Annotated in this window: 24 protein-coding genes; 3 read left to right on the forward strand and 21 right to left on the reverse strand. The window is 70.0% G+C overall.

Features of this window, described 5'->3' with window-relative positions; genetic code table 11:
* Positions 1-25 precede the first annotated feature (25 nt).
* A complete protein-coding gene (locus D5S19_RS27800; RefSeq protein ID WP_199730740.1) occupies positions 26-655 on the forward strand; it encodes a PadR family transcriptional regulator in 630 nt (209 codons plus the stop codon).
* Here the strand turns inward: D5S19_RS27800 and D5S19_RS27805 are convergent.
* Positions 595-1,413, reverse strand: coding sequence for a class I SAM-dependent methyltransferase (locus D5S19_RS27805; protein WP_233574208.1), 819 nt, complete (start codon positions 1,411-1,413; stop codon positions 595-597). The genes D5S19_RS27800 and D5S19_RS27805 overlap by 61 nt on opposite strands.
* Before the next feature lie 108 nt (positions 1,414-1,521).
* Here D5S19_RS27805 and D5S19_RS27810 point away from each other — a divergent pair, with 108 nt between their 5' ends.
* Positions 1,522-2,364: a VOC family protein gene (locus D5S19_RS27810; protein WP_120026332.1), complete on the forward strand. Its 843-nt coding sequence runs from the start codon at positions 1,522-1,524 to the stop codon at positions 2,362-2,364.
* 10 nt (positions 2,365-2,374) lie between these two features.
* Here D5S19_RS27810 and D5S19_RS33375 read toward each other — a convergent pair whose 3' ends face one another.
* From D5S19_RS33375 to rpsB, 5 genes are all read right to left on the reverse strand, one after another.
* A complete protein-coding gene (locus D5S19_RS33375) occupies positions 2,375-3,262 on the reverse strand; it encodes a phosphatidate cytidylyltransferase (RefSeq protein WP_233574214.1) in 888 nt (295 codons plus the stop codon).
* Positions 3,263-3,783: 521 nt separating this feature from the next.
* Positions 3,784-4,341 (reverse strand): ribosome recycling factor, encoded by a 558-nt coding sequence (frr, locus tag D5S19_RS27820; RefSeq protein ID WP_098510705.1) that lies wholly within the window; start codon positions 4,339-4,341, stop codon positions 3,784-3,786.
* Positions 4,342-4,390: 49 nt separating this feature from the next.
* Positions 4,391-5,134, reverse strand: a complete 744-nt coding sequence (gene pyrH, locus D5S19_RS27825) for a UMP kinase (RefSeq protein WP_098510706.1) — start codon at positions 5,132-5,134, stop codon at positions 4,391-4,393.
* A 96-nt stretch (positions 5,135-5,230) separates the two neighbouring features.
* Positions 5,231-6,046: a translation elongation factor Ts gene (gene tsf / locus D5S19_RS27830; RefSeq protein ID WP_120026334.1), complete on the reverse strand. Its 816-nt coding sequence runs from the start codon at positions 6,044-6,046 to the stop codon at positions 5,231-5,233.
* A gap of 85 nt (positions 6,047-6,131) precedes the next feature.
* Positions 6,132-7,001 carry a 30S ribosomal protein S2 gene (gene rpsB / locus D5S19_RS27835; protein ID WP_120026335.1) on the reverse strand — a complete coding sequence of 290 codons (870 nt, stop codon included), beginning with the start codon at positions 6,999-7,001 and terminating at the stop codon, positions 6,132-6,134.
* 1,421 nt (positions 7,002-8,422) lie between these two features.
* Here rpsB and D5S19_RS27845 point away from each other — a divergent pair.
* Positions 8,423-8,959 carry a murein hydrolase activator EnvC family protein gene (locus D5S19_RS27845; RefSeq protein ID WP_120026430.1) on the forward strand — a complete coding sequence of 179 codons (537 nt, stop codon included), beginning with the start codon at positions 8,423-8,425 and terminating at the stop codon, positions 8,957-8,959.
* Between the two features lie 259 nt (positions 8,960-9,218).
* On the opposite strand, the gene D5S19_RS27850 is transcribed toward D5S19_RS27845, so the two are convergent.
* From D5S19_RS27850 to D5S19_RS27920, 15 genes are all read right to left on the reverse strand, one after another.
* The gene (locus tag D5S19_RS27850; protein WP_407641797.1) at positions 9,219-10,067 is read right to left on the reverse strand and encodes a FliA/WhiG family RNA polymerase sigma factor; all 849 of its coding nucleotides are present in this window, start codon (positions 10,065-10,067) and stop codon (positions 9,219-9,221) included.
* A gap of 109 nt (positions 10,068-10,176) precedes the next feature.
* On the reverse strand, positions 10,177-11,196 hold the full coding sequence (locus D5S19_RS27855; protein ID WP_120026338.1) for a tyrosine recombinase XerC: 1,020 nt from the start codon (positions 11,194-11,196) through the stop codon (positions 10,177-10,179).
* A 51-nt stretch (positions 11,197-11,247) separates the two neighbouring features.
* Positions 11,248-12,417 carry a DNA-processing protein DprA gene (gene dprA / locus D5S19_RS27860; protein ID WP_120026339.1) on the reverse strand — a complete coding sequence of 390 codons (1,170 nt, stop codon included), beginning with the start codon at positions 12,415-12,417 and terminating at the stop codon, positions 11,248-11,250.
* 1,458 nt (positions 12,418-13,875) lie between these two features.
* Positions 13,876-15,387, reverse strand: a complete 1,512-nt coding sequence (locus D5S19_RS27865) for a YifB family Mg chelatase-like AAA ATPase (protein WP_120026340.1) — start codon at positions 15,385-15,387, stop codon at positions 13,876-13,878.
* Positions 15,387-15,779 (reverse strand): YraN family protein, encoded by a 393-nt coding sequence (locus D5S19_RS27870; RefSeq protein WP_120026341.1) that lies wholly within the window; start codon positions 15,777-15,779, stop codon positions 15,387-15,389. The genes D5S19_RS27865 and D5S19_RS27870 overlap by 1 nt, the downstream gene beginning before the upstream one ends.
* 205 nt (positions 15,780-15,984) lie before the next feature.
* The gene (locus tag D5S19_RS27875) at positions 15,985-16,308 is read right to left on the reverse strand and encodes a DUF2469 domain-containing protein (RefSeq protein ID WP_003096226.1); all 324 of its coding nucleotides are present in this window, start codon (positions 16,306-16,308) and stop codon (positions 15,985-15,987) included.
* The gene (locus D5S19_RS27880) at positions 16,305-17,093 is read right to left on the reverse strand and encodes a ribonuclease HII (protein ID WP_120026431.1); all 789 of its coding nucleotides are present in this window, start codon (positions 17,091-17,093) and stop codon (positions 16,305-16,307) included. The genes D5S19_RS27875 and D5S19_RS27880 overlap by 4 nt, the downstream gene beginning before the upstream one ends.
* 78 nt (positions 17,094-17,171) lie before the next feature.
* Positions 17,172-18,101: a signal peptidase I gene (gene lepB, locus D5S19_RS27885; RefSeq protein WP_120026342.1), complete on the reverse strand. Its 930-nt coding sequence runs from the start codon at positions 18,099-18,101 to the stop codon at positions 17,172-17,174.
* 31 nt (positions 18,102-18,132) lie between these two features.
* Positions 18,133-18,501 carry a 50S ribosomal protein L19 gene (gene rplS / locus D5S19_RS27890; RefSeq protein WP_098510716.1) on the reverse strand — a complete coding sequence of 123 codons (369 nt, stop codon included), beginning with the start codon at positions 18,499-18,501 and terminating at the stop codon, positions 18,133-18,135.
* A gap of 160 nt (positions 18,502-18,661) precedes the next feature.
* On the reverse strand, positions 18,662-19,444 hold the full coding sequence (gene trmD / locus D5S19_RS27895; RefSeq protein ID WP_120026343.1) for a tRNA (guanosine(37)-N1)-methyltransferase TrmD: 783 nt from the start codon (positions 19,442-19,444) through the stop codon (positions 18,662-18,664).
* Positions 19,445-19,493: 49 nt separating this feature from the next.
* Positions 19,494-20,003 carry a ribosome maturation factor RimM gene (gene rimM / locus D5S19_RS27900; protein WP_098510718.1) on the reverse strand — a complete coding sequence of 170 codons (510 nt, stop codon included), beginning with the start codon at positions 20,001-20,003 and terminating at the stop codon, positions 19,494-19,496.
* A 25-nt stretch (positions 20,004-20,028) separates the two neighbouring features.
* The gene (locus D5S19_RS27905; RefSeq protein ID WP_003103110.1) at positions 20,029-20,268 is read right to left on the reverse strand and encodes an RNA-binding protein; all 240 of its coding nucleotides are present in this window, start codon (positions 20,266-20,268) and stop codon (positions 20,029-20,031) included.
* Positions 20,265-20,702 carry a 30S ribosomal protein S16 gene (gene rpsP / locus D5S19_RS27910; RefSeq protein WP_120026344.1) on the reverse strand — a complete coding sequence of 146 codons (438 nt, stop codon included), beginning with the start codon at positions 20,700-20,702 and terminating at the stop codon, positions 20,265-20,267. The genes D5S19_RS27905 and rpsP overlap by 4 nt, the downstream gene beginning before the upstream one ends.
* Positions 20,703-20,896: 194 nt before the next feature.
* The gene (locus D5S19_RS27915; protein WP_120026345.1) at positions 20,897-21,694 is read right to left on the reverse strand and encodes a CPBP family intramembrane glutamic endopeptidase; all 798 of its coding nucleotides are present in this window, start codon (positions 21,692-21,694) and stop codon (positions 20,897-20,899) included.
* Between the two features lie 87 nt (positions 21,695-21,781).
* Positions 21,782-22,504 carry a CPBP family intramembrane glutamic endopeptidase gene (locus D5S19_RS27920; protein ID WP_120026346.1) on the reverse strand — a complete coding sequence of 241 codons (723 nt, stop codon included), beginning with the start codon at positions 22,502-22,504 and terminating at the stop codon, positions 21,782-21,784.
* Positions 22,505-22,632: the final 128 nt, after the last annotated feature.

Raw genomic sequence — 22,632 nt, forward strand, 5'->3', positions numbered from 1 at the left:
ACCGTTCGAAGAAAGGATTCCGATCATGAGGTACCGACGACACTCCTTCCCTGGCGGCCACGATCACGGCGAGCGCGGCAGGCCCGCATTCGGTCCGTGGGGCCGCGAATTCGGCGAGTTCGCCTTCGGCCCCGGCCGCGGGCGGCATGGACACGGCCCAGGCCGTGGACCCGGCTCCCGGCGCGGCCGGCGCGGCGACGTGCGGGCGGCGATCCTGGCCCTGCTGGCGGAGCAGCCGCGGCACGGCTACGAGATCATCCGTGAGATCGGCGAGCGCAGTGGCGGGCTGTGGAAGCCCAGCCCCGGCTCGATCTACCCGACGCTGCAGATGCTGGCCGACGAAGGCCTGGTGGTGAGCCGCGACGAAAGCGGCAAGAAGCTGTTCGAGCTCACCGAAGAAGGCCGCACAGCCGCGGAGCAGCAGACCGGCACCCCGCCGTGGGAGCACTTCGCCGACGACGTGGCTCCGGCCGAGGCCGAACTGCGCAAGTCCGCAGCCACGCTCGCGGCAGCCGTGGTGCAGGTGATGCGGGCCGGCAGCACGGGTCAGCAGGCTCGCGCGGTCGACGTGCTCAACGAAGCCCGCCGTTCGCTCTACTCGATCCTCGGCGAGGTCGAGGACGAGCCCGGCGCATCGGGCGAGGCGGCCGAGTGACCCGGCAGGACGAGGCCGGTGGGCTTGTCGCGGCAGTGCACGCGATATCCCACCGGCACCGTCACCTCGCCCGTCCCCGGATTCATCCGGCGGACATCGCCGATCGCCCGGCTCGCCACCTTCGCACTGAACTCGATCTTCAGCACTGACTCCGCGGCCGCGAGATCCGCGAACCGCCAGCGGGTGGCGACGCGGCGGCAGCCGAAGCCCTGCGCGGCGAAGAACCGTTCCACCGCGGGCGGATCGTAGTGCGGCAGGTCCGCACGCATCCACCCGCCGTAGGGCTCACTGGTCACGTCGAGGTCGACGATCAGGATCGACCCACCCGGCCGCAGCACCCGTTCCGCCTCACGCAATCCCGGCTCACAGCCCGGGCCGAAGAAGTAGGCCGTACGCGCGTGCACCACGTCGACGCTCGCGTCGCCGGCGGGCAGCCGCTGCGCCCGCCCCTTCCGCACTTGCACGTTCCCAAGCTCCCGCACCCGCCGCCCCGCGTCCCGCGCGAGTGGCGGGTGCGGTTCGACGCCGAGCACGGACCGCGCGTCACGGGCGAAGAACGGCAAGTGATAGCCGTCGCCGCAACCGAGGTCGAGGACGTCGCGGCCGGTCCAGTCGGCCTCCTCGCGCAGGACTCGCCAGATCTCGCCGTCGACGTCCTGCGCGCGGTTCTCCACCTCGTAAGCCTGCTGGTAGTACCAGATGTTCGGACTCGGCAGCACCTCCGCGGCACCGGGACGGACCTGGGACAACCAGCGCACAAGCGACTCCATGATCACGGGCCGGCTGCGGTTCGGCCGGAATTTCCCCGCTCAGAGCGTAGAACGCGGGGCGGGCGAATAGACTTTCCCCATCGGGAGGAGGCCAGGATGTCCGTTGATTCGCCCGGTTATCGCACGATCCCGACCGGCCTGCCCTGCTGGGTCGAGCTGGCCTGTTACGACGAAGCGGCCACGCAGCGCTTCTACTCCGGCGTCTTCGGCTGGCGGTACGAGGTGCACCGTGATCCGGCGACGCCGACCGGCAGATATTCGATCTCCTCCCTCGACGGCGTGGCGACCGGTGGTCTGTACCAGGCCGGGGCGCATTCGGCGCCCGGCTGGACACTGCACATCTCGGTGCCGCACACGGCGAACGCGGCCGAGTGGGTCGAGCATCTCGGCGGCGAGGTGACCCTCGGCCCGGTCGCGATCCCGAAGCGCGGCAGCATCCTGCACGCGATCGACGCGTGCGGCGCGCCGATCGTGTTCTGGGAGGCGCCACATGACTGGGAGTTCGCCAGCGGAGCACCGGGCACCTTCAGCGGCGCGGACCTCAACACGCATGACGGGGTCGCCGCGGATCACTTCTACACCAAGCTGTTCAGTTACTCGTGCCGGCAGGTCGGCGACGGGGACAGCATCGACTACGCGGAGTACCTGATCGACCGGGAGCCGGTGCTCTACCGGTACGTGATGGGCGCGGAGTACGAGCCGGACACTCCCCCGCACTGGTTGGTGTACTTCGAGATCTCCCCGGCCCGCGGGACCGACGCGGCCGCCGGGCAGGCGTTGATGCTCGGTGGTTCGGTGGTGCTGGAGCCCTACGACACCCCGTTCGGCCGCACCGCCCTACTCGCCGATCCGGACGGTTCGGTGTTCGCGGTGATCGACCATTCGCGGGTCCTGCAGGGCGTCGGCCGCGCCGAGGTCGACGACCCGTACGACGACTGACGGCCGCGGATCAGGCGGGCACGAACGCGGACAGCAGCAGCCAGGACACCACGGCCGAGGGCAACAATGAGTCGAGACGGTCCATGATGCCGCCGTGCCCGGGCAGCAGCGTACCCATGTCCTTGATGCCGAGATCGCGTTTGATCAGCGATTCGACGAGGTCGCCGAGCGTCGCGGTGAGCACGATGGCGGCGCCGAAGATCGCCCCCTGCCACGCGTGCCCGTGCAGCATCAGGCTGATCGTGAGCACGCCCGCGGCGATGCCCGCGACCAGTGAACCGGCGAAGCCCTCCCAGGACTTCTTCGGGCTGATCGTGGGCGCCATCGGGTGCTTGCCGCCGAGCACCCCGGCGATGTAGCCGCCGGTGTCGGAGGCGACCACGCCGATCAGGAACGCGAGCACCCGCCCGACGCCATCGTCCGGCGGCACGAGCATGGCCGCGAACGACGCGAACAACGGCAGGTAGGCGGCGGCGAACACAGACCCGGCGATGTCGCGCAGGTAACCTTCGGCACCGCCGGGCAACCGCCAGAGCAGACAGGCCAGCACCGTCAGCACGAACGCGATGAGCGACCCCTCGTGCCCGAACGGCCAGGACAGCCAGATCATTGCCTGCCCGCCCACGAGCACCGGGATCAGCGCGATCCGGGTGTCCGCGACCCGGCGCAGCACGCCGGCGAACTCGAAGGTCCCGACCGCGATCGCCGCCGCGATCACCCCGATGAACAGGAACCGGACGGTGAGCAGGGACACGATGATCGCCGCACCGAGCAACAGCCCGACCCCGATGGCTGCGGGCAGATTCCGCCCGGCGCGCGACGCCTTTTTCTCCGGCTCGGCAGGTTCGGCCTCGCCGCGGTCGCCGCCGTTGCCGGTCGCGGCGGGTTCATTCCGGATAGCTTCGGTCCGCCCGAAATCGGCTTTGGCGGAGTCTTTCCGGCCGACCTTGCGCCGCGACTCACCAGCCACCGGACCGTCCGGTATGGCCTCGCCCCGCGCCGCGGCACCGCTCTCGGCGGTGCCCTCCGGACCGGATTCGCCGGGGACGGAGCCGGTCACGTCCTTCCGACCAGCTTCACCACTCGCGGAACCGCCCTTGGCCGTGTCCTTCCGACCAGCTTCACCACGCTCGGGGCCGCTCTCGGTCGCGTCGTTCCGACCGGCCTCACCACGCGCGGAACCGCCCTCGCCCGCGCCCTTCCGACCACCCCCGGCTCGCCCGGATTCAGCACGCGAAGAACCGCCCCCGGACTTCCCGCCGGACTCGTCCCGGGCCGGACCGCCGTGGCCCGGCCGGGGCGATCCCGGCCCGGACGGGGTTCCCCGGCCCGGCCGCGAGCCCGGTTCCGGCTCGGGTGCCGGAACCGGCGGCGGGGTGTCCGCCACCCGTTCCTCGCGTTCCTCGCTCACCTGGCTCATCAGACCTCGAGCAGCTCGGCTTCCTTGTGCTTGACCAGCTCGTCGACCTGGTGCACGTAGGTGTCGGTGAGATTCTGCAGCTCCTTCTCGGCGCGTGCGACCTCGTCCTCACCCGCCTCGCCGTCCTTGGCGATCCGGTCGAGCTCTTCCTTGGCCTTGCGGCGGATGCTGCGGATGCTCACCCGGCCGTCCTCGCCCTTGCCCTTGGCGACCTTCACCATCTCCTTGCGCCGCTCCTCGGTGAGCTGCGGGATGACGATGCGGATCACGTTGCCGTCGTTGCTCGGGTTGACGCCGAGGTCCGATTCGCGGATCGCCTTCTCGATGGCGCCGAGCTGGGTCTGGTCGTAGGGCTTGATCAGCGCCATCCGCGCCTCCGGCACGTTGACGCTGGCCAGCTGGTTCAGCGGGGTCGGCGCGCCGTAGTACTCGACGACGATGCGCGAGAACATCGACGGGGTGGCCCGGCCGGTCCGTACCGCCGTGAGGTCCTCCTTGGCGACGGACACCGCTTTTTCCATCTTCTCCTCGGCGTCGAGGAGGGTCTCGTCGATCACGGCTACTCCCGGTGTTGTGATTGTCGAACCTGTGCTGATCCCAGCAGGTCTAGGCGGGCTGCCCGTCCGCGGGGGTGGAGACCAGCGTGCCGATCCTCTCACCGCGCACCGCACGCGCGATGTTGCCCTCGGTGAGCAGATTGAACACGATGATCGGCATCTTGTTGTCCATGCAGAGGCTGAACGCCGTGGCGTCGGCGACCTTGAGGCCGCGTTCGAGCACCTCGCGGTGGCTGATCCGGTGGAACATCTCCGCGTCCGGATCGGTCTTCGGGTCCGCGGTGTAGACGCCGTCCACCGCTTTGGCCATCAGCACAGCCTCGCACCCGAGTTCGAGCGACCGCTGTGCGGCGGCGGTGTCAGTGGAGAAGTACGGCATGCCGACGCCTGCCCCGAAAATCACCACGCGGCCCTTCTCCAGGTGCCGCTCCGCGCGGCGCGGAATGTAGGGCTCGGCGACCTGACCCATCGTGATCGCGGTCTGCACCCGTGTCGGCAGGCCCTCCTTCTCCAGGAAGTCCTGCAGGGCCAGGCAGTTCATCACGGTGCCCAGCATCGCCATGTAGTCGGCGCGGTCGCGGTCCATCCCGCGCTGCGACAGCTCGGCACCGCGGAAATAGTTGCCGCCGCCGATCACCACCGCGATCTGCACCCCCGTGCGCGCGACGTCCGCGATCTGCTGCGCCACCGAGTGCACCACGTCCGGATCCACTCCGACGGCACCACCGCCGAACATCTCCCCGCCCAGCTTCAGCAGCACCCGGCGGTACCCGCCCTCGACGCGCTCACCCATCTCTGTCGCCTCCTGCCCCTCGGTAGACCGCACTGTGCCCCGTCCCCGGATCGCGGAGACGGGGCACAGTGCCAGAACCTAGTCCCAGTGCCGCGTTCAGGCCTGGCCGACCTCGAACCGGGCGAACCGGGTCAGGGTCACGCCGGCCTCGTCCAGCAGCGCCTTGACGGTCTTCTTGTTGTCCTTGACCGAGGGCTGCTCGAGCAGCACGTTGTCCTTGTAGAACGCGGTGACCTTGCCCTCGATGATCTTCGGCAGCGCCTGCTCGGGCTTGCCCTCCTCGCGGGCGGTCTGCTCGGCGATGCGGCGCTCGTTCTCGACCAGCTCGGCGGGCACCTCATCGCGGGACAGGTACTTCGCCCGCAGCGCGGCGACCTGCATCGCGGCCGCGCGGGCGGCCTCGGCGTCGTCCCCGGTGAACTCGACGAGCACGCCCACCGCGGGCGGCAGGTCCGAACCACGGCGGTGCAGGTAGCTGGTGGTCTGGCCGTCGAACGCGACGACCCGGCGCAGTTCCAGCTTCTCCCCGATCCGGGCGGACAGCTCCTGCACGACCTCGTTGACCGGCTTGCCGTCGAGGTCCGCGGCCTTCAGCGCCTCGACGTCGCTGGACCCCAGGTCCTTGGCGACCGCGACGATCCGGGCCGCGAGCTGCTGGAAGTCGTCGTTCTTGGCGACGAAGTCGGTCTCCGAGTCCAGCTCGATCAGCACACCGCCGTCGCCGGCGACGAGGCCCTCGGCGGTGGTCCGCTCCGCGCGCTTGCCGACGTCCTTGGCACCCTTGATGCGCAGGAACTCGACGGCCTTCTCGAAGTCGCCGTCGTTCTCCTCGAGGGCCTTCTTGCAGTCCATCATGCCGGCGCCGGTCATCTCGCGCAGGCGCTTCACGTCAGCGGCGGTGTAGTTCGCCATCGTGTTGAATCCGTCCGTTTCAGGTACGTGTGCGTCTTCCGGCTGCGCCCGGACGGCCGCGAGGGGCCGTCCGGGCGCAGTTCGATCAGGAGTTGGCCGGAGCCTGCTCGCCGGCCGCGTCCGCGGTCGCCGCCGCGGGCTCGGTCGCGGCGGCCGCCTCGGCGGTGGCGGTCTCCGAACCGGCGAGAAGGTCCTTCTCCCACTCGGCCAGCGGCTCGTCCGCGGCACCCGGCTCCGGCTTGGTGTCCACGGCGGCACCGTTGCGGCTGGAGCGGGACATCAGCCCGGCCGCGGCGGCCTCGGCGACCACCTTGGTGAGCAGCGCGGCCGAGCGGATCGCGTCGTCGTTGCCCGGGATCGGGTAGTCGACCTCGTCCGGGTCGCAGTTCGTGTCGAGAATCGCCACGACCGGGATGTTGAGCTTGCGCGCCTCGCCGACGGCGATGTGCTCCTTCTTGGTGTCGACGATCCACACCGCGGACGGCACCTTGGCCATGTCGCGGATACCGCCGAGGGTCTTCTCGAGCTTGTCCTTCTCGCGGGTCAGCGTGAGGATCTCGCGCTTGGTGAGGCCGGTGAAACCACCGGTCTGCTCCTGCGCCTCGAGCTCCTTCAGGCGGAGCAGGCGCTTGTGCACGGTCTGGAAGTTGGTCAGCATGCCGCCGAGCCAGCGCTGGTTCACGTAGGGCATGCCCACCCGCGCGGCCTCGTTGGCGATCGCTTCCTGCGCCTGCTTCTTGGTGCCGACGAACATGATCGTGCCACCGTGCGCGACGGTTTCCTTGATGAACTCGAAGGCACGGTCGATGTAGGTCAGCGTCTGCTGCAGGTCGATGATGTAGATGCCGTTGCGCTCGGTGAAGATGTAGCGCTTCATCTTCGGGTTCCACCGACGGGTCTGGTGCCCGAAGTGCACGCCGCTGTCGAGCAGCTGCTTCATGGTGACGACGGCCATTGCCGGAATCACACCTTCTCTGTACTCGCGCGCGCCCGAGGCGATTCCGCCACGGATGCGCTGTCCGGTTCGTCGCTCGCGGCCGGGTGACCGCTCGCCCTGGTGCCGTGCCGGAACCCGGACCCGCCGGGATTCGGTGAGAATCCCCCGGGACCGCCGGGCACCGCGCGCTTCTCCGTCCGGCCCCCGCTTCGGAAAAGCGGACCGTCCGGGAACGCACACACGTGCACGCGAAGTCAGCCCACCAAGTGGACTGCGGAACCGATTCTACCCCCTGCCACCAGCCCCGCCCCCACCGGCGGCACCGGATCGCCCCACGGTTGTCCACAACTCGGCCCACCTGTGGACAACCCCCTCGCTACCGACGGGTAACGACAGCCCCGTCCCCGACCATGGACCCCGTGACCAGACCACGGCTCCTGCCCCCGCCACCACCGGCTGTCCACCGGCTCGCGCCGGACGGCCGGGCAGTATCAAATAACCCGCTCGAATCGAAAGGTTCGCTCCTGCCGGACAGCCCACTCCGGCCGGACCCCGAACAACCACCAACCCCTGCGCACCCGGCTGCCGGGGAAATCCGCCCTGGCCCGAGACAGCACCCGACTCCGGCGAGCATGCATCTCCCGCCATCCCCCGAACCCGAGGCGGGCCTCGCACGCCCGCTGGACGAACAACTCCTGCCAGACCTCGATCTTTCGCCGGGCCACGATCCCGCGCCCAAGGCTGCATCTCGCCCCACCACCGGCCTCCCACCCAACGCAGGATCCTCACCGATCATCGGAGCCAGTCCCGGAACCCCCTCGGATCCGGCGAGAACAACCGGTCTCCCCTGCCGTACGCCTCCCGACGACAAAACATCACTCCGCGACCCCGCACCACACGGCACGGCACCTCAACGGAAAACGCACCTCGCACACCGTTCCCCCGAAATGGCCCGACCACCCGAACATCCCGTCACGCTGGCCACCGCCGCCTTGGCCAGACGGCACTCGCGCCCGACCGCACCCCGCACAGTCCTGCTCCGCTCAACAAATCACGCGCACTTCGGCATCGCACTACTCACGGAACCCGGATCCCCGACGGCGACCTTCGCCTGGTCCAGACCGCCCAGTCCCAGCGGCCGGCACCGACGCCGCCCCCATCGGCCACGCCAATTCCGCTTGCTGCTCCTGTTACGCGGTTACCTGGCCATCACCACCCGAACCCTCATCCGCTCGGCCACCGCTCTATTCCGCCTCGCCACCAAATGGTTTTCCCTTGCCCGCCAAGGAATCCACCGACACGAAACACCCACCCGAACGATCGAAGCACGAGGCACAGTCCCCCACCGCCCCGGCTGGGCTCAGCCACCGTTGCAACCGGCCGGTGGCGCGGTATCCGCCTACGACCCGCGCAAGCGCACCTTGCACACCTGGCTGATCATGACCAGCGCCGCCGTCCTGATCGTCTGGTCCGCTTTCATAGCGAGTACGCGCGCAAACGCCGCCGAACCGTCCGAACCCCAAGCCGGTACGCCCGCTACCTCGACCCAAGCCGGAAGGTTCGCCTGGCCGCTGACCCCACATCCGAAGGTGACGCGGAACTTCGAGCCGCCGGAAACACCATTCGGACCGGGACACCGCGGCGTCGACCTGGAAGCCGCGCCGGAACAGCAAGTACTGGCCGCGGACATGGGCGTGGTGGTGTTCGCCGGTCAAGTCGCCGGCCGTGGCGTCGTCGCGCTGGACCACGACGGTGGTCTCCATACGACTTACCTGCCCGTCACACCATCGGTCACCACCGGCGAACAGATCTACCGCAGCCAGCCCATCGGCACGGTCGCCCCCGGACACCCCGGCTGCCCCGTAGCGGCCTGCCTGCACTGGGGCGCGCGCCGCGGCACCGAATACCTCGACCCGCTGTCCCTGCTCGGCTCACCCGGACGAGTAAGCCTCAAACCCTGGGCCGAAGGCCCTTGAGCCGACGCTTCCTTGCCCACAACAGAAATACCCGAAAGAAGGAAACCCAATCAGGTGATATCCAGCTTCGATTCGGGCCTGTGGCTGGTTCGAACCCGGCACACCCAAACAGGTCTCGACTCGCGAACACCCATCCCGCTCCGCGACCCAACCAGCCCCACGACCGCGCTCGGGCAAGCCCGGACACGACCAGGCCATCGGCGCCGCGTCCAGCCGTGGCCGAGCCAAGCCGGCCAGCGCCGTTTCGTCGGCGCGGTGGTCAGCCGCTGGGCTGTTCCATCAGCTTGGCGCGCAGCCGCATCACGGCACGTGTGTGCAGTTGGCTCACCCGTGATTCCGTGACGCCCAGGACCTTGCCGATCTCGGCGAGGGTGAGGCTCTCGAAGTAGTAGAGGCTCACCACGATCTTGTCCCGGTCGGTGAGCTGGGCGATCGCCTCGGCCAGCTGGCGCCGGTTGTCCTGGTCGACGAGAACGGCGACCGGGTCGACAGCGTCGTCGTCGGGCAGGGTGTCGACCAGGGAGCCGGCATCCTTTCCTGCGGCGACGAGGTCTTCGAGTGCCACGACGCTGGTGAGCCGCAGCTGGCCGTAGAAGTCGCGCAGGTCGTCGAGGCCGATGCCCATCTCGCCGGCGAGTTCGGCGTCGGTCGGGGTGCGGTGCAGGCGGGCGCCGAGGCGTTCCAGGGCGCGCGCGGTCTCCTTCGCCTTGCTCCGCACGGCGCGCGGAACCCAGTCCTGGGAACGCAGGTCGTCCAGGATGGCGCCGCGGATGCGCTGCATCGCGTAAGTCTCGAACCGCAGGCCGCGTTCCGGATCGAACTTCTCGATGGCGTCGACCAGCCCGAAGATGCCGGACTGCACAAGGTCACCCACGTCGACATGGGTGGGCAGGCCGGTGCCGACCCGGCCCGCGACGTACTTCACCAGCGGCGCGTAGTGCAGGACCAGCCGGTCACGTGAGGCCTGGTCGGGCTGACCGGCGAACTGCTGCCACAGCGCCTGTATCCCCGCATCGACGTCATGGCCCGGACGCCCGTCCTCGTCGACGGCGTCCGGTGCCCCGGCGGCTTCCACCCCGGTTTCGCTGACCTGCGGTGTAGCGGTCATTGCACCGTCGTTCTCGGCATGTGGCTCAGTATGGTCTCCGTGCTCGTGCGGATGCGCGTGCGCCGCCGGTGCGGCCCCGGTTCTCCCGGCCGAGCAACCGCCGGCCTCGTCAGGCCCGGGGGTGTGCTCGGTCATGGATCGCCTTCAGCCGATCAACGGTGACGTGAGTGTAGAGCTGGGTCGTGGCAAGCGTAGCGTGACCGAGCAGTTCCTGAACGCTTCTGAGGTCGGCACCTCCCTCGAGCAAATGCGTCGCGGCCGAATGGCGTAACCCGTGCGGGCCCATGTCGAGGGCACCGGGCACCGCGGCCACCGCCTCATGCACGACCTGGCGTGCTGCTCGCGGGTCGATCCGCTTGCCGCGGACGCCCAGGAACAGCGCCGATCCCGAGCGTTGCCCAACGAGTTCCGGTCGGCCTTCTTCGAGCCACTCGGACAACGCCGCGGCCGCTGGCACCCCGAACGGGACCGTGCGCTCCTTGTCGCCCTTGCCCACGACAGTGACCACCCGGCGTGAGAAATCCACCGCACCGACGTCCAGCCCGCACAGCTCGGATACCCGAATACCGGTCGCGTACAGCACCTCGATCAGCGCACGATCACGCAGCGCTACCGGATTCCGGTCAGCCGCTCCACTCGCGGAAGCGGTCATCAGGGCGTCGGCCTGATCGGCCCGCAACACCCCCGGCAGCGTCCGGTGTGCGCGGGGCGCGGCCAGTCGCCCGCCCGGGTCCGACGGCAGCAAACCAGTCCGGTGCGCCCAAGCCGTGAATGTGCGCGCCGCAGCGGCTCGGCGAGCCAAGGTGGTGCGGCCAGCGCCTGCAGTGCGTTGCCCGGCAAGCCACGCGCGCAGCTGCGTGATGTCGAGGTCGCGAAGGCTCCGAGCGGGCGCCTCACCCTCCGCCGCGGTCAGGAACGCCAGGAGGGACACGACGTCGCCGACGTACGCGCGGACAGTATGCGGCGACAGCCCGCGCTCCAGCGACAGATGCCGTTCGTAGTCGGCGACCGCGCCTTGGGCGGCTTCCGGCAGAGCATCGCGAAGAGCTCGAAGATCGGGGCGGGGCGGATGTTTTCGGTGCCCCCCGGGACGCGCAGTTGCACCGGTGCGCGCGGTCGCTGACGACATGACGATTACGCTGCGCGAACCATCGCCGTTGGTCAAGTATCGCCACGCCGATCATCGGGCAGCCGTCCGGATTATTCGCCGCCACCCGCTGTCGCCACGTACTGCGAAACCGTCGATTTCCAGCTCCGGCAGTAAGGCGCGCACCCTCGTCACCGGCACTCCAGCACCTTCAGCGATCTGTTCCGGAGAACGGCCTGCGCGCGGCTCCAGCGCTTCGTAGACCCGCAACGCCTCCGGAGCAAGGTTGTCCGTGGGGCGGCGAGGTGCGTCCGGCTTGGCTTCCTCAGCGCCGAAGCGGCCAACGGTTTCCATGACTTCGTCGACTGTGGTCACGAGCGTGGCTTGGCAATCCCTGATGAGCGCGTGGCAGCCCGCGGAGCTGACGGAGTGCACTGGTCCAGGGACTGCCATCACCACTTTGCCGAGCGCGCCCGCCGTGGTGGCGGTGTTGCGCGCGCCGCTCCGTACGCCTGCTTCGACGACCACCGTGCCGTCGGTGAGGCCAGCGATGAGGCGGTTGCGTACGAGAAAACGATGTCGAGCAGGTGGCGTGCCTGGCGCATACTCGCTGACGACCGCGCCGCCGTGGTCGACGATGCGTTTCATCAGTTCTACGTGACCGGCCGGATAGACGAAGTCGACAGCACAGCCGAGCACCGCGACGGTGACTCCTTCAGCGCCCAACGCTCCGCGATGTGCAGCGGCATCGATCCCCATCGCGGCGCCGGAGAACACCGGTATTTGGCGGGCAGCCAATGCGTACGCGAGCTCGAGGGAGTTTTCCCGCCCGTAGTCCGTGGCCAGTCTGGCCCCGACGATGGCTACCGCGCGGTCGGCTGCCTCCGCGAGGTTGGCGCTGCCGCGAACCCAAAGGCCTAGCGGCGCGGCGACGTTCGGCACACCGCGCCCGGTCGCGACCGCCAAGGACAGCAGGGGCCAAGCCGGCCACTCGTGGTCCTCCGGGGTCACCAGCCGCGCGCCGGCTTTATCGGCGAGTTCGAGGTCTCGTTCTGCGATCACGGAGACCCGCCTCGCCGCGGTCTCCTTGCGGACCGGCTCAGGACAGTCGCCGGTACGAACCCGCTCTGCCGCGTCGATCGGTCCTTGCTCGCCCACGAACGCGAGCAGCGCAGGAGCCGGCGGCTCCGCGACACGTAACAGGTACGCGCGGGCCAGGCGTTCGACTTCGGTGGCCGATGTCTGGTCGGGAAGAGCGGTCATACCGCACCTCTTCTGGCGCTGTCCTCGACGACGGCGAAGGGTCGGGGTGAGGTGAGCTGATCCCGGACCCAGGCGGGGTCCTGTTCCGGATGAGGTTCCTGATCCGGGACGAGCTTGAGCGGCCGGCCCGCGGTGGGCAGTTCGTCGGCCAGCAGGTGCGGGCGGCGATGACGGCGCCGGAGTGTGGCGGATTGGTGTGGGGACTCGGAGTTGCGAGGTTGGCGGGGGGCCGGGGATTGCGGTGATTCGTACGGCGGCTCGGGCTCGCGGAGATGGGCCGGGTCGGTGGGGGCGGGCTGCTGGGGGCGGCCGGGCGAGGTGGGTCGGTGCGCGGAGTCGGAGTGTGGGGCTGGGCTGAGGTCCGGGTCGGAGTCGCTGCCGGAGGCGAGGGGGCGGGCTGGTCCGGGGCCTGCGGCCGGATCGATGTGGTAGGGCGAGTCGGGTTCGGGGCGGGCGCGGTAATCGTGGGCTGTGGTGGGTTTGGGTGCGGGAGCGGGCTTTCGCCGTTGGGGCGGTTCAGGGACAGCTGAGCAATTGGTCGGGTCGGTCATCGGGAATTCCTTGTTCGTGGGTTCGCGAATTCGTGGGTTTGCGGGCGCGGGGTTGGTTTCGGTCAGTTCGGGTCCGGGAGGCCGAAGAGACAGAGGTAGGTCGCAGACGGTGGGACGGATCGGTCGGCTATGGGCGGATGGGGCGGGAAAGGCCGCCGGTGAGGGAACCGGCGCTGTCGAAAGCCGGGTGGCTCGGTGGCTCGGTGGCTCGGTGGCTCGGTGGCTCGGTGGCTCGGTGGCTCGGTGGCTCGGTGGCTCGGTGGCTCGGTGGCTCGGTGGCTCGGTGGCTCGGTGGCTCGGTGGCTCGGTGGCTCGGGAGAGTCGAACTCGGTCCCGGCGGGGCGCGGCTCCGGGCCTGGCGGACGGTTCTTGGGGTTGACAGGGCAGTCTTGGCTCGGCAGGGCAGTCTTGGCTCGGCAGGGCGGCTCCTCGGTCGGGTGGGGTGACCGGGCTCGACCGAGTGGCTCCGAGCCTGGCGAGCTGCTCTGGACTTGGCAGGACGGTCTCGGCCCGGTGGGGCGATTCCTGGCTGGGACGGGGGTGGCACTGGCTCGACGGGGCGGCTCCGAGCCCCGGCGGGCTGCCTGGCTTGACGGGGGATCTCGGCTGAGCCGGACCGCTTGGGCCGGTGGGGCGATCTCGGCTCGGATGGGGCGGCTCCTTCTGGTCTGGCGGGGGGCCTTGGATCTACGGTGCGATTCCTGCCTCGACGGAGCCGTTCTTGGCCCGGCGGGCAGCTCCCGCCTCGGGTGGGGCCTTGGCCCGGCGGGCAGCTCCCGCCTCGGGTAGGACCTTGGCCCGGCGGGTAACTCCCGGCTCGGACGCGGTGGCCTTGGTCTGGAGGAGCGACTCTCGGCTCGGCTGGGGGTAGCTCCGGGCGAAGGCGGGGTGGGATGTGGCGGATCGGTCAGGGGGTGACTCGTTCGCGGAAGTTGAGGGCGGCGGCGACTTGTTCGCCGGCGGGGGTGGGAAGGCCGGCCAGGTCGGTGAGGGTCCAGGCGATGCGGAGGCATCGGTCGGCACCGCGGGCGGTGAGGAGGCCTTTGTTCAGTGCTTTGTCGAGTACGACGGTGGTGCTTGCGGGCAGCGGGAAGTCTCGGCGCAGGATCGGGCCGGGGACATCCGAGTTGATGCGCCAGCCGTGGGATCGCCAGCGGTGGCGGGCGCGGTCGCGGGCGGCCAGTACGCGTTCCCGGACCGTCGCGGAGGGTTCGGGTGGTGTCGTGTGGTGGGCGGAGATCGCGGTCAGGGAGTGGAGGCGGACGCGGAGGTCCACGCGGTCCAGGAGCGGGCCGGAGAGCCTCGCCAGGTAGCGGCGGCGAGTGGGGACGGAGCAGGTGCAGTCGATCTCCCGTGGCGGAGCGCAGGGGCACGGGTTCGTGGCCATGATCAGCTGGAACCGGGCCGGGTAGCGGACCACGCCTTTCGCGCGGGCGATGCGGACCTCGCCTTCTTCCAGGACGGTGCGCAGGGAGTCGAGTTTCTGGTTTCCGTACTCGCAAGCTTCGTCAAGGAACAGGACCCCGCGGTGGGCCCGGCTGATCGCACCGGGGGCGGCGAGGCCGGTGCCGCCGCCGATCAGGGCGGCGGTGGTGATCGAGTGGTGCGGGGCGACGAACGGCGGCACGGTGACCAGAGGCGAGGACTTCGACAGCGCTCCCTCGACCGAATGGATGGCGGTGACCTGCAGCGCATCCTCCGGCGACAGCTCCGGGAGCAGACCGGGAAGCCGTTGCGCGAGAAGGGTTTTCCCGACGCCGGGCGGGCCTGACAGGAGCAGGTGGTGACCGCCCGCGGCGGCGACTTCCAAGGCCCAGCGGGCTTCCGGCTGGCCGACGACATCCGCGAGGTCGGGTCTCGGGTCGGGTTCGGTGACGGACGGGGGCGGTGCCTCGGCAAGTTCGCCTTCGTCCTTCAGCCAGGCGACCAGGTCGGTCAGCCGGGAGACGCCGGAGATCTCGAGCCCGTCGACGAGAGCGGCTTCGGACAGGCACTCCGTGGGGACGATGGCGCGTTCGTGACCGGCGGCGCGGGCGGCGAGCAGTCCGGGCAGCACCCCGCGGACCGGGCGGGTCCGGCCGTCGAGCGCGAGTTCGCCGAGCAGGATGGTGCGGAACAGCTTGGTGGCGGGCACCGCGCCGGTCGCGGCGAGGACGGCGGCCGCGATGCCCAGGTCGTAGCCGGAACCCATCTTCGGCAGGTTCGCCGGGGACAGGGCAAGGGTGATCTTGCCGTCCGGCCACGGCTGGCCGGAGTTCCGCACGGCCGAGCGCACGCGGTCCTTCGCCTCGCGCAGCCCGGCGTCGGGCAGCCCGACCAAGGTGACCCGGCTCAGGCCGCCCCCGAGATCGGCCTCGATCTCGACGACCCGGCCCTCGATGCCGAACAACGCGACGGACCACGATTTCGCGTGAGGCATCAGAACGCCCCGGCAAGATGGCGGACAACCGGTTGCACGCCGGCCCGGGCGAAAACGGTGACGACGTCGTAGCGGGTCCGGCACCAGCCGACGCGGTGCTCCCGCAGCCAACGCAGGGCCGCGCGGTGGACGCGTTCGGCTTTCTCCGGGGTGACTGATTCGGCCGGCGTGCCATGGCTGTCCCCGGAGCGGGTCTTCACTTCGCAGAACACGACGCAGTCACGGCCGCGGTTGCGTTCGGACAGAACGAGGTCGAGCTCGCCTTCGCGGCAGTGCCAGTTGCGGCTGAGCAGGATCATGCCCGCGTTCTGCAGGTGCCGGAGCGCGAGGTCCTCACCCCAGCGCCCGAAGGTCCGGCGCCAGAGCGCGCCGGGGTCCGGTTCGTCGTTCATCGGTCCCCCTCGACGGACGGAGCACCGCGATCACGGTGCGTGGTCTCTCCACCATCGCAGCGTGACAAAGCGTGCCGCCAGACCTTTCGGCCTCACCTGTGGACAACTGGGGGGTTGTGGATGGCTGAAAGCGCTCAGCCGCGAAGACGACGAAGGCCACGCGCTCGCCGGTATCGGGTGCGCGTGGCCTTCGGAGCCGAAACAGTCAGCCCGAGAACGGGCCGTCCTCCGGGAGCCGGAGGTCGGGTTTGTCCAGCTCCTCCACGTTGACGTCCTTGAAGGTGATGACCCGGACGTGCTTGACGAACCGGGCCGGGCGGTACATGTCCCAGACCCAGGCGTCCGACATGCGGACTTCGAAGTACACCTCGCCCCCGCCGTCGCGGACCTGCACGTCCACCGCGTTGGCCAGGTAGAACCGCCGCTCGGTCTCCACCACGTACGAGAACTGGCCGACTATGTCGCGGTACTCGCGGTACAGCGAGAGCTCCATCTCGGTCTCGTACTTCTCGAGATCCTCTGCGCTCATGAAATCCGCGCCCCTCCTCGCGTTCGTCCTGCTCCGGCGGCGGAGCGTTCATTCTTACCCACCGAGCGGCCCGTGGCACGGACCGGCCCGCCCGGTTTCTCCAAGGAGTTCTCCAGTGCAGCGTAAGTGAGGACGACCGGATGCGGCGGGGTGAGCCCGTGCGCAAGGGCCGAGGTGGCCACATTGGTATAGGACCAGCGGTGCACCCGGCTCGGGCCGTGCTCGCGCAGCGCGGCCAGATGATCCGAGGTGCTGTAGCCCTTGTGCACGTTGAAACCGTAGTCCGGCAGCTCGTCGTGCAGACCGGTCATGATGCGGTCGCGAGTCACCTTCGCCAGTACCGAGGCCGCCGCGATCGCCGCGACGCTGCGGTCGCCCTTGATGACCGCGGCGTTCGGGGCCGGGATGCCGGGCACCGGGAAACCGTCGGTGAGCACGTACCCGGGGTGGCTGTGCAAGGCCGCGACGGCCCGGCGCATGCCTTCCAGGTTCATCACCCGGATACCGAGCAGATCCACCTGTTCGGTGGGAATGACGATGACCGCGTAGTCGAGCGCCCGCTGCAGCACGCGGTCGTACACCCGGTCCCGGGCCTTCGCGGTGAGCATTTTCGAATCGGTGAGCTCCGGCAGCCGCGCCCCGTCACCGGGCCGCAGCACGCACGACGCCACCACCAGCGGACCGGCGCACGCTCCGGCGCCCGCCTCGTCCACTCCGGCGACCGGGCCGAGGCCGCGCCGGTCCAGCGCGCTTTGCAGGCCCCAGAACAACTCCCCGCGCACCACGGCCCGTGGCGGACGCAGCGGCTCGGCCGACATGCGGGGAAGGGTCACAACGGCACCACCGGACTGTCGCGCAGGCACTTACCGTCTCCGGCCGGCCGCCTTGCGGAGGCCCGACTTCAGGCGCCGGCCGAGGAACAGCGTGGGCACCGCCGCGGCGAAGCCGGCGCCGAGCGGCAGGCCCTGCTGCCAGGCCGGGGCGCTCAACGCCACCGGCTGGGCGTTCTCCTGCGGATTCGGCGCTGAGATGACGTTCCAACGGCTCGGCGGGAGCACGATGAGCCGGGCCTTGCCGATCACGTCGTCGACCGGCACCGCACCGTTGGCTCCGCCGCCACCCTGATATCGGGAGTCCTCGGAGTTGTTGCGGTTGTCGCCCATCACCCAGAGCGAACCCTGCGGAACCTTCACCGGGGCGAAAGGCTCCTGAACGCGGTGGTTGGAGTCTTCCCAGTGGATGTAGGGCTCGTCGAGCGCCTTGCCGTCCACGATCACCCGGTTCCGGGCATCGCAGCACTGGACGGTCTGGCCGCCGGTCGCGATCACCCGCTTGACGAAGTCCCGCTCGTCCGGCGGGGCGAACCCGACCAGCGAGCCGAGGCCGCGCAGTGCGCGTACCACGATGTTGCTCGACTCCTGCGGCGCGATCTCGTTCTCGGTCCACGCGGGCGGGCCTTTGAACACGATCACGTCACCCGGGGAGGGGTCGGTGAAGTCGTAGGTCACCCGGTCGACCAGGATCCGGTCGCCGGTGCAGCTGGGGCAGCCGTGCAGGGTGGACTCCATGGATCCCGAGGGGATCATGTAGACCTTCGCGAGGAACGCCTGGATCAGGATCGTGAGCACCAGGGCGATCGCGATCAGGATCGGCAGTTCCTTCCAGAACGACCGCTTCTTCTTCGGGGATTTGCCCCGCCGATGCGAGCCCGCACGCCCGGAGGATTGCTCCTGCTCCTCTTCCGGGCGGTCGGGTTCGCCTTCAGCGGCGTTCTGGGACACGGGTTCGACCACGGCGCCAGGCTACCGGTAACCGGACCGGCACTCAGCGCGCAGCGGTGGTCTCGCGGTTTTCGCGGCGCTCCTTGATCTTCGCCTTCTTGCCGCGCAGCTCGCGCAGGTAGTACAGCTTCGCCCGGCGCACGTCGCCGCGCTTGAAGACCTCGACCTGGGCGAGGTTCGGCGAGTGCACCGGGAAGGTGCGCTCGACGCCGACGCCGAAGGAGACCTTGCGGACGGTGAAGGTCTCCCGGATGCCGCCGCCCTGACGGCGGATCACGACGCCCTGGAAGACCTGGTTGCGCTCGCGGTTGCCCTCGATGACGCGGACGTGGACCTTGAGCGTGTCGCCCGGGCGGAAGTCCGGGATGTCGGAACGCAGTGACTGCGCGTCCAGCGCGTCCAGGGTGTTCATCGGTGGTCCGTCCTCGTATTCGTCTGGCTTACGTACAGCTTGGGCGCGCAGTGGGGCCCACTGCGACTAGCCCGGGGCTGATGGCATTCCGGCCGACGTCGCGGCTCCGCATCCGGAGATCCGGCGGCGAAGGAGGCTGCGCGTCACGCCAACCGGTCCATTATGGCAAACCTGCCGAGTCCGGTTCGCACGGGGGCTGGCCGGGCTCCTCGCCGAGCCGGTCGAGCACCTCGTGATCGCGGCGGTCCAGGCTGCCTTCGGGCAGCCGCGCCAGCAGATCCGGGCGGCGGGCGGCGGTGCGCGCGAGCGCCTGGTCCCGGCGCCAGCGGTCGATCACCGCGTGGTTGCCCGAGCGCAGCACGTCCGGCACCGCCAGCTCGCGCCACACCTCCGGGCGAGTGTAGCTGGGGCCTTCGAGCAGGCCGTCGGAGAACGAGTCCTCGGCCGCAGACCGGACGTTGCCGAGTACTCCGGGCAGCAGCCGGACCACCGCTTCGACCATCACCAGCACCGCGGCCTCGCCGCCGACCAGCACATAGTCACCGATGGACACCTCGTCGACCGGCATCCGGCGCGCCGCGTCGTCCACCACCCGCTGGTCGATGCCCTCGTAACGGCCGCAGGCGAACACCAGGTGCTCTTCCGCGGCGTACGCGTGTGCCATCTCCTGCGTGAACGGCCGACCGGCCGGCGTCGGCACCACGAGACGCGTCGCGGCGGTGCACACGTCGTCCAGCGCCGGACCCCAGATCTCCGGCTTCATGACCATGCCGGGGCCGCCGCCGTACGGGGCGTCGTCGACCGCACGGTGCACGTCGTGCGTCCAGTCGCGCAGATCGTGCACACCGACCTCGATGAGGCCGCGGTCGATCGCCCGGCCCAGCAGCGCGGCACGCAGCGGGTCGAGATATTCGGGGAAGATCGTGACGACGTCGATGCGCACCGCTATCGGTTCCCGTAATCGGTGGCTTCCGCCCGCGCCGGGGATTTCCTCATTCCAGCAAGCCTTCCGGCGGTTCGAGCACCACGCGCCCGCCGGCGAGATCGACCGTCGGCACGATCGCCCGGACGAACGGCACGAGCACTTCGCGGCCGTCCACGTCCAGTTCGAGCAGCTCCCCGGCCGGGGAGTGCACGACCTCGGCGACGGTGCCCAGCACCGTGCCGTCGGCCAGCTCGGCACGCAGGCCGGCCAGCTCGTGGTCGTAGAACTCCTCCGGATCACCGGTCGGCGGCAGCGCGCCGGTGTCCACGGTGAGCAGAGCCCCGCGCAGCGTTTCCGCGACGTCGCGGGTGAGCACCTGCTCGAAACGCACCAGCAGCCGCCCGCTGTGCTCGCGGGCGGCTGCCACGGTGAGTTCCCTCTCGCTGCCGTCTCGCAGCTTCGTCGCGACGACCGCGCCGATCGCGAACCGCTCCTGCGGAGCGTCCGTGCGCACATCGACCGCGAGCTCGCCGCGGATACCGTGCGCCTTCGCGATCCGGCCGACTACGACGTCCATCCTGACCGTCCGTATCTCAGCCGGGTCAGCGATCGGTGTCGACGACGTCCACCCGGACGCCGCGGCCACCGATGCCGCCCATGACGGTGCGCAGGGCGGTCGCGGTGCGCCCGCCCCGGCCGATCACCTTGCCGAGATCGTCGGGGTGCACGTGCACCTCGAGCGTGCGGCCACGGCGGGTGGTCAGCAGCTCGACCCGGACCTCGTCCGGGTTGTCGACGATCCCGCGCACCAGATGCTCGAGGGAGTCGGCGAGGAAGCTCACTCGGACTTCTCGCCCTCGCCGGCCTCGGCCTTCTCCTCGGCCTTCTTCGGAGCCTTCTTCTTCGCCGTGATGGCCTCGGCGACCGGCTCCTCACCGGCCGCGGCCAGCGCCGCGTTGAACAGGTCCTGCTTGGACGGCTTCGGCTCGGCCACCTTCAGGGTGCCCTCGGCGCCCGGCAGGCCCTTGTGCTTCTGCCAGTCACCGGTGATCTCGAGGATGCGCTGGACCGGCTCCGTCGGCTGCGCGCCGACACCCAGCCAGTACTGCGCACGGTCGGTGTCGACCTCGATCAGGCTCGGCTCTTCCTTGGGGTGGTACTTGCCGATCGTCTCGATGGCCTTGCCGTCCCGGCGGGTGCGTGCGTCGGCGACGATGATGCGGTAGTACGGCGCACGGATCTTGCCGAGGCGCTGCAGCTTGATCTTGACGGCCACGGGTGTGGGTACTCCTCGTTGCTCTCTGGTGCGGTGCGGGCGCACGCCGGACCCCGTGGGGACAGGGCAGCGGGCGCCCGAAGGTCAGGAGCTCCCGCGCGGTGAGAGGGTCCGGCGGAAGCGGGCAGTGCACCATTCTGCCAGACGATGCGCGCGGGCCTGCGCAGACCCCGGCCGCAGCACGGGAAGCCGCGTCAGAACCGGGCCACGCCGAGCGCGCCGAGCAGGATCGCCACCGCGGGCAGGAAGTTGTTCACCGCGTGGGCCACGACCCCGCCCGCGAGTCGTCCGGTGGCGAGCCGGGCCAGCCCGATCGGGACCGCGATGACCAGCAGCAGCGTGGTGCGCAACGGCTCCAGGTGGCTGGCCGCGAACACCGCCGTGGACAGCAGGAACGCGGCGAAGCGCCCCCACCGCTCGCTGCTCCACTTCAGCCGCTCGACCGCACCCCAGAGCAGCCCGCGGTAGATGATCTCCTCGCAGATCGGGCCGAGCAGCCAGAGGTAGGCGAACATCACCACGGCCGCGGGCACGGACATCTTGCGGTCGTCCACCAGCGCGCTGATCGCCGAGGTCGCGTCGGCGGAGCCGACCACCCGGGTCCACAGGTAGGCGCCCAGCGAGGTGAGCACAAGGCCGAGCAGGCCGTACTTGAGCCCGGTCTTCACGTCCGCCCAGCACCAGCGCAGCCGCAGGTCCGGCACCGGGCCGTTCCCGCGCACGACGGTGATCAGCACCGCGACCCCGGCCGCGATCATGGTGGGCAGCATGGTGCCCAGCAGCACCGAGCTGATCGGCAGCGGCTTTCCGGGCGGGGGATCGCCGGCGAGCACGCTGACGAACGCGGCCGAGGCGAGCAGGACCGCCTCGACGAGCAGGAACGCTCCGAACCCCCAGCGCGGCGCGGGCGGTCCGGCGGGCTCGGCCACCGTGTCCTCCCCCACGATCAGAGGGCCGCCCGGGAGGGGTTCCCGGTGCTGGGAAGTCGTCACGCCGCTCCTCCGGTGCTCGCGCGGATCACCGGTCGAGCCTAACCGCCCGGACGACTTCGCACAGTACTCGAATGATCACGCGGACGATCAATGTCCGGTGAACAGAAGGACCGCGGGCGGCAGGTTGTTCGTGGCGTGGGCGATCACGCTCGCCGCGGTGCGGCCGGAGCGGTAGCGCGCCAGCCCCAGGACCAGTCCCTGCCCGAACAGCGCGATCACGCGGGTGGATTCGCCGTGTATCAGGGCGAAGACGAACGCGGTCAGCGCCAGCACCACCCACGGCGGCACGCGGTGGTGCGCGAGGCCGTTCCACAGGGCCCCGCGGACGAGCAGTTCCTCGGTGATCGGGACGGCTATCACCAGCACGGCCGCAGCTGCCGCGAGCCAGCGGGAGCTGCCGTCGGACACGTCGGGGAGGTCGGTGAGCGGACTGTCGGACACGTCGTCGCCGCCGTAGACCGCGAGGACGCCGAGGTTCAGCAGGTAGCCGACGACGAGCGCGAGAGCGCCGCAGGCGAGACCGATGCGGACGTCGCGCCAGTGCGGTCGAAGCCCGAAGTCACGATCGAGGCCGAAGCCGAAGCGCACCGAGCCGAGCACCGGGCTGAGCCCGAGCACCAGGTTCGGCACGAAGGACAGCAGCAGGCCCGGACCGGCGAGGAGTTCGACCGGATCGTCATCTCCACTCGGGTGAGTGACCGCTGCTGTGGTGATCAGGGTGACGAGGTGATAGCCCGCCACTCCGGCGAAGAACGCGGCGAACGCCCAGTGGGCACCGAAGATCCGTCTTCCCCTGTTGTCGTCGACCACACCATCACGCTAGGTGGCGGTGTGGTGGCAGGGTGCGGCGGGTCAGGCGGGATCAGGCAATTTCTGACCATCGGTCACGCAATCTCGGCAAAAACTTTCTCACCCCTGAGAGGTATTCCGGCCGGATG

The sequence above is a fragment of the Amycolatopsis panacis genome, from assembly GCF_003600245.1.
GTDB lineage: Bacteria > Actinomycetota > Actinomycetes > Mycobacteriales > Pseudonocardiaceae > Amycolatopsis > Amycolatopsis sulphurea.